This is a genomic window from Segetibacter sp. 3557_3, assembly GCF_004354985.1.
Classification (GTDB): domain Bacteria; phylum Bacteroidota; class Bacteroidia; order Chitinophagales; family Chitinophagaceae; genus Segetibacter.
Map to the genome: position 1 here is coordinate 94,616 of NZ_SMSK01000010.1, position 12,689 is coordinate 107,304.

Sequence of the window (12,689 nt, forward strand, 5' to 3'; positions counted from 1 at the left end):
GCACCCACTGCCGCCATAGAGATATGCGGTACAAGGGAGTGACACCCGTCCGAACGGAGTTCATCCGGGCGGGCAACGATGTTCAGTAGCATTCCCCCAGCCTGTACCAAAAAAATGTACTTACAGAATTGTCGCACAAGCATATCGGGTTACTGCATGCTTTAAGGATGAGCAACCATTACCTGCACTTAAGCCTGAACCTTTACATTTGCACAAATACCGAAATTGGAAAAGCCGCTGAATAAATTTGAAGAAGGCCAGGTACTGCTGATTGATAAAGAACTTGATTGGACCTCGTTTGACGTAGTGCGTAAAATACGATCGCTGATCAGGATTAAGAAGGTTGGACACGCCGGAACGCTTGATCCCCTGGCATCGGGGTTGTTGATTGTTTGCACCGGCAAGTATACCAAAAAGATCAACGAATACATGGGAATGGAGAAGGAGTATACCGGGAGCATTACCCTTGGTGCCAGCACCCCTACATACGACCTTGAAAGTGAGCCGACCGGCTTTGGCGACATCTCGTACCTCGACGAGGAAAGGATACATGATACCACCAAACAGTTCACCGGCATAATACAACAGGTGCCGCCAATACATTCTGCCATAAAGCAGGCCGGCAAACCAGTATACCTAATGGCACGGAAAGGTGAGGATGTAATTTTAGAACCGCGAACCATTACCATAAGCCGTTTTGAAATCGAGCGTATTGAATTGCCCAATGTTTACTTTAAAGTGGTTTGCGGCACGGGAACATACATACGAAGCCTTGCAAACGACTATGGAAAAGCTCTCGGATGTGGTGGCTACCTGAGTTCGCTCCGTCGCACACGTATCGGTATCTTTAGCGTAGATGATGCTCAACGGGTGAGTGAATTTCAGCAAACGTTGCTGTTGGAAAGTTAGAACGGCAGGCCGATACCCAGTTGGATTGCATAATTGTTTCTTCTTGCAGATGGTACTGCGGAATTCGGATTCTGCAGCTCATAATTGCGCCAGGTAAAATCTGCCAGGTTAAGCCAGCCGTTGTTTTCGCGCCGTGCAGGATCCTTTAACTTAAAGCCAAGGTCGACGCGAATGAGAAAGTAATTAAAGTCTAGCCTTACCCCCGTACCCACCCCGATAGCAAGATCCCGGAGAAAACGATTGAAGGTTATTTTACTTTCGGGATTGCTCACGCTGTTTTTAAGGTTCCAGATGTTGCCGATGTCGGCAAACAGGGCGCTGTTTACTTTAACCCCGCCAATGACGGCAATGGGAAAGCGATATTCTAGGTTTGTTTCGAGTTGTATATCGCCAAACCGGTCGCGGAAGGATGTAGAGGTATCGCTGATAACGGATGAACCAAGACCTAACTGCCGCACCTGCCAGGCGCGCATGCTGTTTGGCCCACCGGCAATAAATTGTTTAAAGAAAGGCAGTGACTGGCCAAGAACCGGATCGTTGCTGTAGTTGTAACCGATGCCTCCGAACAACCGGTATGCGAAAGCTGTTTTTCGAAATGGACGCAACTGCCTGAACTCCCCTTCCGCTTTCAGGTAACGATATAACTTTTTATTCAAACCCAGCAATGCACCCGCAATTGCGCCTGCTTCCTCGCCAAACAACCGGATATAATTGGTTACATCGGGATTGGCTGTTCCCGGGAAAATCTTATTGTAAGTGAGGTTTTGACTAACTACATAACCGGTATTGAACGCGGTTCGAAGAAACGGGTTGTCGATAAAAGCTTTTGTAAGTAAACGGAGTGTATCGAGTGTGTACAGCTCAACATTTAGCAGGCGGTACGACCAAAGATTGGTCTTTCTTTTCCATTCGTAACCCCACGAGCCTACTACCGTTCTTAAGCGGTAAAAGTTCCGGCGTTCGGTATAACCTGCACTAAAGCTTACCAGTGTTTTATAATCGTCGAGCCGCTTAAGGCGGTTCAGGCGTATGGGTGTGAGAAACTGCGGAATGCTGTAAGTACGCGACAAACTTGCCTGGAAGGTTTGCAGGGGGATGGTATCGGAAAAGGATATTTCGATACCGGTACGCAAAGCTGTACTCGCCTGTATGGACTCTTTCCAAACATTCCTGTTCCGGATGGTGGTGTTGTTACCAATACCCAGCAGGTTACCCGTTGAGATGGTTCCACTGTTACGACTGATTTCAAAGTCGCTACCGAATGAATACTTTTTTGCAGGGGTGAGTAAAAAATGGAAGTCGAGCAAAGGCACCGTATCGAAGTAGGTGGCAGCGGTGGCAGTTTCGTTTTCACGAACGGTTACGCTGTCAACATACGGACGTGTTCTTACATCAACCTGGCTCCATGCGCCAAGTTGGTTTAGGGAATTGATTGTTTTATAAAACTTCTCTTCATTGTACAAAACGCCACGCCTGAGATAAGTGTGCTCGCGCAAAGGCTTCATATGGCTATAACCTGCATTTTGATGCGAGGTGACTTCACGCCGGGTAAAAACCATGCTGTATGGTTTAATCAATACCGAGTCGGCCAGTTCGTTTGCACCGGTTTCGGGATAGTAGTGGATATTACCGATCCGGAATTTTGTAAAGCTATTCGAGTCGGCAGTATTCTTTTGTTTGATGATAACGTCTACTGTTGGATCAAGCCGCCGCTTCTGGTTTGCTTCGGCTATAATCCGTGCCTGTTCAAAAGGATCAAGCGTAAGCTGAAGCAGGGTTACATCGGTAGTATCAATTTCAGCATAAAGGTTTTCCCGCGTAAAATGGAAGTAGCCGTTTTGCCTGAATAGGGCCACCAAACGGTCGAGCTCCGAAGCAACAAGTTGTTTTGAAAATGGCTTATTGCTGCCGAGCAACGATTGTTTGCTGTTTTCCATAGCAAGCTTTCTTAACTCGGGGTGCATCAGTGTATCAAAAGCAAATGAGTCGATCCGGAGGCTTTTACCAAGGGTGATGTTCATCAACACCGTTTTACGAACCTGGTCATTAACCGTATCTGGTTCAACAGGCACCTCGGAGATGATGGCATTGTAGTAACCCTGGGAGTTGAGGTAAGAATTCATGAAGGCAATGCTGCGCACAATTCCCGCACTGTCGTACACGGGCGGGTTCCTGATAACGGTTCTTACACCCAGCTGGGTGATACTCTTTACCTTTATGCTGTCGTCCCAATAACCATCAAGCTCCGATTGAAGGCGCTTTTTTTCGTCTTTCGACGGAACACCCTGAACGGTAATTTTATTGTCGAAAACAAAGGGAACATCGCGGGGATAATTCTTAACCACTGTACACGATCCCAGTATCATCATAACCATTAAAGCCGCTAAAATGGTGTGAGATACAGGGCTTTGTGTGAACATATTTGTTTTATGCTGAGTAAAAATGAAGGCAAATATATCCAATCTTTATGCCATAAAAAACAACGCGACCAGGAGGGCCTGTTTATTGCCGAGGGCCCAAAACTCGTTGCTGAGCTGCTTTCGAGCAATATGGAGGTGGTAGGGCTTTATGGAACGGCAGAATTCTTCGGGCAACACCCCGCTATTGATGTAAAAACAACCATCATCAGCACCGACGAGCTTTCGCGCATCAGCAACCTGCAAACCCCCAACCAGGTGCTGGCTATAGTAAAGCAAAGGCAGCATTTAACCGAACCTACATTAACCGGCAGGCTTACGCTTGTACTCGATGCCATCCAGGATCCGGGTAACCTCGGCACCATCATTCGTATTGCCGACTGGTTTGGCATAACCCAGGTTGTTGCCGGGTTGGAGACTGCCGACATTTACAACCCCAAAGTTGTACAGGCGAGTATGGGGAGTATATGCCGGGTAGGTGTATGGTACGAGGATTTGTTGCAGTGGTTACCCTCCGTAAAGGTGCCGGTTTACGGTGCCCTGCTCGATGGCGAAAGTATTTACGGGCTCACCAGGGCTACGGAGGGCGTGCTGTTGATCGGCAATGAAGGAAAAGGCATTCATGAGGCGCTAAAGCCCTTTATCAACAGGCCGGTAACGATCCCGCGTTTTGGTGGTGCCGAATCGCTGAATGCCGCTGTGGCAACAGGAATTATTGTGTCGCATTTAATCCGCGATTAGCGGATTACGAATTAGCGGATTGAGGATTGGTGAGGTATTGGTATTGGGGTGAAAGTTGATTGGTTGATTGGTTGATAAGTTGGGGGGGGTAGGGATTGGGTATTGAGGTATTGGGTATTGAGTTGATAGGTTGATAAGTTGATAAGTTGACCGTTTGACAAGTTGACCATTTGATAAGTTGACTCTGTATACCCTGAGCATGATTGCTCATTTACAACGGAGCAGACGCATTTTCTACTTAGCCAATACTTGCGACACGTAACTAGGAATCTTTTTTGGACTCGACTGGAGCAATACTATTTAGCATCGTTGCGTCGCACTCTTGTACTGATATATCTCTATTCGGCGTTAAAACTCCTGAACACCTTTAATAACATCAACAGGCTTTCCCAGTACCTCATACCACAATACCTCAATACCCAATTCCCCGCAATTCGCAAATTCTCCCCTATACCTCAATACCCAATACCTTAATACCCAGTCCCCAATTCGCAATTCGTCAATCCGGGATTCGCTAATTTTCGCATTACCTCAATATCCAATACCTTATATCAAATTCCCCACTTCAATTCGCTAATCCGTAATCCAATAATTTGTTCTCAACTCTCAAACTGCAACAGAAAAGACGTTCCCGTTCCAACAATGGATTGTACGGTTATACTACCATGATGCAACATCATAATCTGTTTGCAAAGACTTAGCCCGATACCGCTCCCGTTTTTACGCGTACTAAAAAAAGGAATGAAGATTTTATCCATTACTTCTTCTTCCATACCCAAACCATTGTCGCTCACTTTTACAACAATTTTCTTTGATGGTGAGAGGTAGGCCGACAGTACAATCCGTGCATCAGGCCGGTCCTTTACTGCTTCAATACTGTTTACCACCAGGTTTATGAGCACCTGTTCAACAAGATTGGTATCCGCATGCACCACCAGCGCGGTATCCTTCAACACAATCTCCATGTCGATATTCTTTTGCTCAAGCGTTGGCTGCATCAGATTATGCAGGTTTTCAAAAAGGTCGCGCACAAATACCTTCTTCAGGTTTGGTGTGGTAATCTTATTCAGGTTGCGATAGGTTTCGGCAAACTTCAGCAAGCCTTCACTTCTGCGTTTTATGGTTTCAATACCAAGTTCAAGATCATCAACACTGCCGGTGTCGTTGCTGAGCTGAGGCATGGACTCCTTCAACCTGTGCCGCAATGTTTCTGCCAGGGATGAAATCGGGGCGATGGAATTCATGATCTCATGGGTCATCACACTCAACAGCTTTTGCCATGCCTTCGACTCGGTTTCGTCAAGGGCTTCATCAACATTCTGAAAAGCAATCAGCTTGTATTTTTCACCATCGGTCTGGAAAGCCGTAGCCGATAGCAATATCTTAAACGAGGAACGTTCAAGACGAGCGACCCCTACTTTACTTTCCCCTGGTTTCAACAGCGTAATCTGGTTGTAAAGTTCTTCATCGCGTTTGGCAAGCGAGTGTATCGTTTTCAAATAGGGTAACTGGAGCATCTTCTTCAGCGATTCATTCATCCAAACCACTTCACCTGTTTCCTTATACGACAGTATACCGGTGTCAACCAGCTCAAGTATTTTTTGCAGGTATTGGTACTGGGTTTCTTTTTCTTTGCTGATTACCCTGAAGGTGGTATTGATATCGTTGAACCCTTTCCGTAGCGACTTAAGTTCAGGCGCTGCATGTTTTACATCGAAGTTCCTCGAAAAATCGCGGTAGTGTATTGACTCAATAAATTGTTCCAGTTCTTCATGTGCTCTCCGGTGAAAACGGTACAGTTCAAAAACCTGGTAAATGAGTAATGGAACCAACAACACCACATAAGCATACCTGGCTGCACTCAACAGGAAAGCAATCGCGAACATGCTTGCAAACAGCAGGATGATACGAAGCAGAATGGGCCAGTAAAAGTCTTTTAAGTTCAAGCGATATGAGTTTAGCCCGGCTACAGGATGGGGGTGTAATGCATTTAGATATCGTATTTACTCAGCCTCCGATATAAAGCGGTGCGGGTGAGTCCTAACTCTTTTGCTGCTTTGGATATGTTGCCACCATGTTTCTCGATGACTTTAAGAATGGTGTTTTTTTCGATAGAACTGAGGTTCATTTCCCGGGGTTCATCGTCTGCCGGTTTGGTGGTTTCGATGGGCGAAAAAATGATGTCTTTAGCCTGCAGGATATCATTGTCGGCCATGATCACTGCGCGTTCAATTGTATACTGTAATTCCCTCACATTACCCGGATAGTGGTATTGCAGCAGTTTCTCTATTGCACTGCCTCCAAACTGGATGCCGGGCTTCAGGTATTTGTTGCAGTAAACGCTGCTGAAGTGGTTTGCAAGTAACAGGATATCGTTTCCGCGCCTGCGTAAGGGAGGCACGATGATCTCCACGGTGTTAATCCGGTAAACCAGGTCTTTTCTGAACCTTGTTTCATTAGCGAGTTCCTGCAATGGCATATTGGTTGCGCAGATCAGGCGGATATCAACGGGTCTTGGCTGGTTATCACCTAGTCTTACCACCTGCCGGTTTTGCAATACACTTAATAAGCGGGCCTGCTGCTGTAAGGCGATATTGCCGATTTCATCGAGAAAAAGTGTACCGCCATTTGCAAATTCAAATCGTCCCTCGCGATCCTCACGTGCATCGGTGAAGGCGCCTTTTTTATGACCAAAAAGTTCACTTTCAAAAAGCGAGTCGGTTAAGGCACCTACATCCACTTTTACATAGGGCTTTTCGGCTCTTAACGACTCCTGGTGAATAGCACGTGCAATCAGGTCCTTACCGGTACCATTTTCGCCAAGTATAAGGATGTTTGCATCAGTTGGAGCGATCTTGGATATTTTGTAAAAGATCTCTTTCATGGGTTCTGATTGCCCGAGCAAACCCGTGCTCGTGATCCCCTGTTCTGCAGAACTTCCCCCACCCTTTTGTTTACCCTTATCTTTCTTAAGCAACGCTTCTTTAATGATGGCAATCAGCTTTTCGTTATGCCAGGGTTTAACTACGAAATCAGAAGCGCCTTCCTTCAGGGAACGAATAGCCAGGTCGATATCGCCGTAAGCGGTAATCATGATTACGGCAGCATCCGATTTGAGTTCTTTGATTTTCCTTAGCCAGAATAAGCCTTCGTTACCAGTGTTGATAGAACTCGTGAAATTCATGTCCAGCATAATCACGTCGAATGATTGCCGGGCAAGAATAGAGCGGATGTGCTCGGGGTTCTTCTCCGTAAGCACTTCTTTAACTTCTGTTTTTAACAACAGCCTCACCGCAGTTAACACATCGGTATCATCGTCTATCACCAGTATCGAGGCATTTTTTAATTGCACTGTAATTAATTTATTCCTGAATATAATTGCATACCTGCTTCGCTGAAAAGCCATCGCTCCTAAGCGCAATGATGGTTTTTGATAATTTCAGGCAAAGCTTCGGGCGGTGCAGCACAACTTCCATGGCCGGCCGGCAAGCGTTGGCAAGGAAGTGAAACCTGCCCGGCTACAATGATACCAATAATGCAAGCCTATGGCAATTAATTTTTTAGCTCGAAAATGAGCAGAATATCGCTGTATCGAAAGCGAACACTTTTTGTAGTGCAAGCGAACACATAGCGGATCACAAGGCTCCTAAGCACTTGTAAACCAGCGAGCTATAGACTGGCACATTATTCACAATCATATTGAAACTGGACATTTTGAGGCAATAGACCTCCCCTATCACGAATTTAAAAAAACAAACAGGTGGACCGGCAAATACAAAAAAAGAAGTGGAGCAGGAAAAGAATACTCACCATCGTCGGGGTGGTTGCTACAGTAGCATTAATTACCTTAAGTTTCCTGATGACATCGGGCAAAAGCAGGTTGAATGTTGACACCGAAAGGATCACGGTTTCTGAAATATCTAAAGGTTCGTTCCAGGAATTTATTCCGGTTAACGGGGTTGTGTTACCAATTACAACCATCTACCTCGACGCAGTAGAAGGTGGCAGGGTTGAAGAGAAATTTGTTGAAGACGGTGCAATGATGGTAAAGGGGCAGCCCATACTCAGGCTCGCTAACACTGATCTTGAACTAAGTCTTTCAAACCAGGAGACCGCGGTATTCAATGTACTCACTCAAATGCAGGACACCCGGAATAATGCCGATCAGAATACGATACGCCAATTGAACCAGATGGCCGATGTGGAAAATGCATTGGTGGAGGCAGAGCGGATCTATAAACTTAATAAACACCTGTACGAAGAAAAGGCGATCGGTTCGCAGGAGTTTAAGGCATCCGAAAACAATTACACTTACCAGCAACGTCGTAAAAAGCTTACCCAGGAAACGCTTGACAAAGACGCAACCGGAAGCAAGATGCAGATCCGGCAGGCAAGAGAGTCGTATTCCCGTATGCAGAATGCACTGGCACTGATGCGCAGGAAAGTGGGCGACCTCATTGTTCGCGCACCGGTTGATGGCCAGCTTACTTCGCTTGATGCGGAGATCGGCCAATCCAAAAACAAGGGCGAACGCCTTGGACAACTCGACGTAACCAGCGGCTTTAAAATACGCGCCGACATTGATGAACATTATATATCCCGCATATTTACCGGACTAATGGGTGAGTTTACCCTGGGTGCAAAAAGCTATAAGCTCAAGATTACAAAAGTATATACCCAGGTGACGGCAGGTCGCTTCCAGGTAGATATGGCTTTTACCGATGCTGTGCCATCAGGCATTCGTCGCGGACAAACCTTACAAATACGGCTGGCGCTTGGTGATGAAACACAGGCTGTACTCCTGGCGAAAGGCGGATTCTTCCAACAAACAGGCGGTAACTGGATCTTTAAAGTTTCAGACAATGGACAGATTGCTTATAAAACCGACATCCAGCTTGGAAGGCAAAATCCCGATTACTACGAAGTGCTCAGTGGGCTCAAACCAGGCGACAAAGTTGTTACCTCCAGTTATGAAAATTATGGGAACATGCAGGAGCTTGTGCTCAAAAAACCATGACGTAGTCCACCCTCACAATAGATCTTAAACTTGAAACATACTACTATGAAACGCGTTGCACCCATCTCCTTATTAATCATATGCTGCTTCGGATTTACGCAGATAACCGAAGTAAAAAAGAAAAGCTGCAAGTACAGCGGAAACGTAGTTGCATTGGTAAAGGAGAACATTTCAGTACCTGCAGCACCGGTAGTTTTTCATCCGCTTCGGCTATTGAGCCAAAGCTTTTACTAGTACATTAGCAAAGACCAATAAAAATATTTACCTACAATGATCCGCATCAAAGAACTTGAAAAAGTATACCGGACGGAAGACGTTGAAACCGTAGCACTGAATAAACTCACATTTGAAGTCAAGGAGGGAGAATTTGTTGCAGTAATGGGACCCTCGGGTTGTGGTAAATCCACCCTGCTTAACATCGTTGGTTTACTCGACGATCCCGACAATGGCAGCTTTCTTTTTAATGGTATTGAGGTGTCGCACTTCAACGAGCGAAAAAGAGCCGATCTGCGGAAGAGAAACATCGGCTTTGTTTTTCAAAGCTTTAACCTCATCGATGAACTGACTGTTTTTGAAAATGTTGAACTACCCCTGATCTACCTGGGTGTAAAAACGGATGAAAGAAAGAAGCGCGTAGAAAGTGTATTGGATAAGATGCAGATCATGCACCGGCGTAACCACTATCCACAACAACTTTCGGGTGGACAGCAACAGCGGGTAGCCGTTGCAAGAGCAGTTGTGAATAATCCAAAACTTATTCTTGCGGATGAACCCACGGGTAACCTCGACTCATCAAATGGAAACGAGGTTATGGCCCTGCTGACCGACCTTAACGAACAAGGCACTACGATCATTATGGTAACCCACTCCGAACACGATGCGCGTTACAGCCACCGGATCATCAGGATGCTGGACGGACAAACCGTTACTGAAAATATCCTTTTGTAACTGGTGGGTAAACGGTTTCTGTTATCAGGCGGCTTGAAAAATCCTGCAGCGCTATTCGTCCGGCTGATTACCATTGCAACGCAGAATCGCTTCCCTAATGCGCTTACAATACATAGCGTTGATTTCCGGCAAACCTTAAAGGCAGCAAGACATTAACCTATTCGCCAACAGAGGCACTGGTCAATAACACGTTTTAAAAAGAACAAACCGGCTCTATCCATCCGAAATCTCATGATAACACACTATTTTAAAATAGCCATCCGCAACTTCAGGCGAAACAAGCTGTTCTCATTCATAAATGTGTTCGGACTTGGGCTAAGCATGTCGGTGTGTTTACTGGTGTTGTTGCGGTTAAATCATCAATTGAGTTACGACGGTTTTCATAGTCGTGCAAAGGAGCTTTACCGCATCAATACGGTGCTCACCAGTCGCGACGGATCAACTTACCGCATGGCTTCTTCTGCTATGCCCCTCGCTCCTGCCCTGTTGCAATCATATGGCATTATAGACAAGGCCATTCGGGTTCAACCTGCTACTGCTACAACAGCTTCAACGAGCCAAAAAGCATTGCATATCCGTGCAGCCTATACGGACCCTGGTTTTCTACAGGTGTTTAGCTTTCCGGTTTTAAAAGGCGATGCGGCAACCGCATTAAAAAACCCCAATACGGTTGTTCTTAGCAGGACATATGCAGAACGTCTCTTTGGGTCAACTAACGTAATTGGTTCGGTCTTAACGCTTGAAAATGCCGGTAATTTTATAGTAACTGCTGTGCTGGCTGAGGCGCCGTCAAAATCACACCTCGACTTTGATGCCTACTTCCCTATAGCATCTATAACAGGAGCTGAAAATGAGGCTCGGGCAAAAGCAGGTGACTGGAGCAACTACAACCATACCTACACCTATGTGCTGCTTCACCCCGGAGCGACGGAGGATCAGTTGCAGAAGGCAGCAGCAAGCATTTCAGCTGAACTTGCGAAAACTTCAAGTTTGCAGGGGCAGGAGAACTATGGGTTTATGGTGCAGCCCTTTGGAAGCATTGTATTGGGAGAAGAGCTTATTAACAATCTTGGCGACATTGGTTCGCGCAGCAAAACCTTTATCGAAATCCTGGTGGGTTTGGTAATATTGGTTTCGGCCTGTTTCAACTATACCAACCTATCCATCGCGCGATCATTAAAGCGGGGCAAGGAGGTTGGGATAAGAAAGGTATCGGGTGCACCGAGAACACAAGTGTTTTACCAATTTATTACCGAGTCTCTGCTGGTATCACTGGTTGCACTTGCGGTTGGCTGCTTTATGCTAAAGCTGATCATCGACTATGCCCCATTTAGCGGAGAAATGATTCCTGAGGGTTTTAGTATCAACCGCACGCTGGTGATTACTTTCATTGTTTTCGCATGTTTTACCGGGCTCATCGCGGGTGTCATACCGGCCTGGGCACTTTCGTCCTTTGCGCCGGTAGATGTATTGAAGAACCTGGCAAACGTTAAACTATTTGGAGGCAACAGGTTTAGAAAAGGCCTGATCATAACCCAGTTCACCATAAGCCTGTTCACGCTTATTTTCACCACCATTGCTGCGAGGCAGTTCCGTTACATGAGTTCTGCAGATCCCGGCTTTGATCGGGAAAACCTCGCAGTAATCCCGCTGAATGGTGCCGATCCAAAGGTGATCGCTACCAGGTTGAAGACAGTAACAGGTGTTGAAGATGTTAGTGCCACTTCGTTAACGCCAGGGCACAGTTCGTCTGGCAGGGTTGCAGTAAGCAGGCTGAAAGGAAATCAACCGCTTTCCTTTGACTATTACGATACGGATCTAAACTGGCTTAAGGTTCTCCGGCTGCAATTAACGGCGGGCAATTCAATGCCGGAAGTAAATGACGCGCATGCCGGAGCGTTTGTGGTGATCAATGAAAAAGCCATCGAGGTACTTAATTTTAAGTCCGCTTCGGAGGCTGTCGGACAAACCGTATGGCTGAACGACAGCAGCCAGGTACAGATTGCCGGAGTAGTAAAGGATTTCCATTTTCGCAGTCTTGCGGTGCCGATCTCACCACTGGTGCTTCGGTACCGGCCCGATAATTTTAAGCTTTTACAGGTTCGAACCAACCTGTCGTCGCCTCAAATCGAAACAACGCTTGAAAGCGCATGGAAGCAAGTGTACCCTGCGAAACCTTTCCAGGTAAGCTGGCTTCAACAGGATCTTTATGAAAGAGCATCTGCCTTGAGCACAGTCTCGATGCTTTACTTCCTTGCTTTTATCGCCGTTACCATTGCCTGCCTTGGCTTGTTTGCCATGGTGATCTACAACACAGAAACAAGAACAAAAGAAATTGGTATCCGAAAAGTATTTGGCGCATCCGTGGCGGTGATTGTAACACTGTTATCGCGTGATTTTCTGAAACTCGTTTTTATTGCTGGTCTTATCGCATTACCGCTTAGCCTGATCGGTGGAGGTTTATTTCTACAGGTTTTTGCAAGCCGGGTAACCATGGATCCGGTTAGTATCATCTTGTGTTTCGCAGGGTTGCTAGTGCTGGTTATGCTAACCATAAGCACACAGATTATAAAGGTGGCGTCAGCTAACCCGGTTGCTAGTTTGAAAGTTGAGTAGGAAAACAAAGGAGACGGTTGTTAACACCGGATTGATCCGGC

9 protein-coding genes are annotated in these 12,689 nt (G+C 46.2%); 6 read left to right on the forward strand and 3 right to left on the reverse strand.

Features of this window, described 5'->3' with window-relative positions; translation table 11 throughout:
* Positions 1-225: 225 nt before the first annotated feature.
* Complete coding sequence (gene truB / locus EXU57_RS15380) at positions 226-909, forward strand: tRNA pseudouridine(55) synthase TruB (protein ID WP_133269117.1); 684 nt, start codon at positions 226-228, stop codon at positions 907-909.
* On the opposite strand, the gene EXU57_RS15385 is transcribed toward truB, so the two are convergent.
* Entirely contained in the window at positions 906-3,278 is a 2,373-nt protein-coding gene (locus EXU57_RS15385; protein ID WP_165958165.1) for a BamA/TamA family outer membrane protein, read from the reverse strand. The genes truB and EXU57_RS15385 overlap by 4 nt on opposite strands.
* 60 nt (positions 3,279-3,338) lie before the next feature.
* Here EXU57_RS15385 and EXU57_RS15390 point away from each other — a divergent pair, with 60 nt between their 5' ends.
* Entirely contained in the window at positions 3,339-4,067 is a 729-nt protein-coding gene (locus EXU57_RS15390; RefSeq protein WP_133269119.1) for a TrmH family RNA methyltransferase, read from the forward strand.
* Positions 4,068-4,666: 599 nt separating this feature from the next.
* Here EXU57_RS15390 and EXU57_RS15395 read toward each other — a convergent pair.
* Positions 4,667-6,013: a sensor histidine kinase gene (locus EXU57_RS15395; RefSeq protein WP_243745613.1), complete on the reverse strand. Its 1,347-nt coding sequence runs from the start codon at positions 6,011-6,013 to the stop codon at positions 4,667-4,669.
* A gap of 44 nt (positions 6,014-6,057) precedes the next feature.
* Positions 6,058-7,419 carry a sigma-54-dependent transcriptional regulator gene (locus tag EXU57_RS15400; RefSeq protein ID WP_133269120.1) on the reverse strand — a complete coding sequence of 454 codons (1,362 nt, stop codon included), beginning with the start codon at positions 7,417-7,419 and terminating at the stop codon, positions 6,058-6,060.
* Between the two features lie 408 nt (positions 7,420-7,827).
* Between EXU57_RS15400 and EXU57_RS15405 the strand changes: the two genes are divergently transcribed.
* The 4 genes from EXU57_RS15405 to EXU57_RS15420 all read left to right on the forward strand — a co-directional run bounded on the left by EXU57_RS15405 (position 7,828) and on the right by EXU57_RS15420 (position 12,648).
* Positions 7,828-9,084, forward strand: a complete 1,257-nt coding sequence (locus EXU57_RS15405) for an efflux RND transporter periplasmic adaptor subunit (RefSeq protein WP_133269121.1) — start codon at positions 7,828-7,830, stop codon at positions 9,082-9,084.
* A 45-nt stretch (positions 9,085-9,129) separates the two neighbouring features.
* Positions 9,130-9,318, forward strand: a complete 189-nt coding sequence (locus EXU57_RS15410; RefSeq protein WP_133269122.1) for a hypothetical protein — start codon at positions 9,130-9,132, stop codon at positions 9,316-9,318.
* Positions 9,319-9,354: 36 nt separating this feature from the next.
* On the forward strand, positions 9,355-10,032 hold the full coding sequence (locus EXU57_RS15415; RefSeq protein WP_133269123.1) for an ABC transporter ATP-binding protein: 678 nt from the start codon (positions 9,355-9,357) through the stop codon (positions 10,030-10,032).
* Between the two features lie 231 nt (positions 10,033-10,263).
* On the forward strand, positions 10,264-12,648 hold the full coding sequence (locus EXU57_RS15420; RefSeq protein ID WP_133269124.1) for an ABC transporter permease: 2,385 nt from the start codon (positions 10,264-10,266) through the stop codon (positions 12,646-12,648).
* Positions 12,649-12,689 lie beyond the last annotated feature (41 nt).

Coding starts and splice junctions, on each gene's coding strand:
- EXU57_RS15390 (WP_133269119.1), top strand. CDS start 3,339: ATGCTGAGTAAAAATGAAGGCAAATATATCCAATCTTTATGCCATAAA.
- EXU57_RS15410 (WP_133269122.1), top strand. CDS start 9,130: ATGAAACGCGTTGCACCCATCTCCTTATTAATCATATGCTGCTTCGGA.
- EXU57_RS15385 (WP_165958165.1), bottom strand. CDS start 3,278: ATGATGATACTGGGATCGTGTACAGTGGTTAAGAATTATCCCCGCGAT.
- EXU57_RS15415 (WP_133269123.1), top strand. CDS start 9,355: ATGATCCGCATCAAAGAACTTGAAAAAGTATACCGGACGGAAGACGTT.
- EXU57_RS15420 (WP_133269124.1), top strand. CDS start 10,264: ATGATAACACACTATTTTAAAATAGCCATCCGCAACTTCAGGCGAAAC.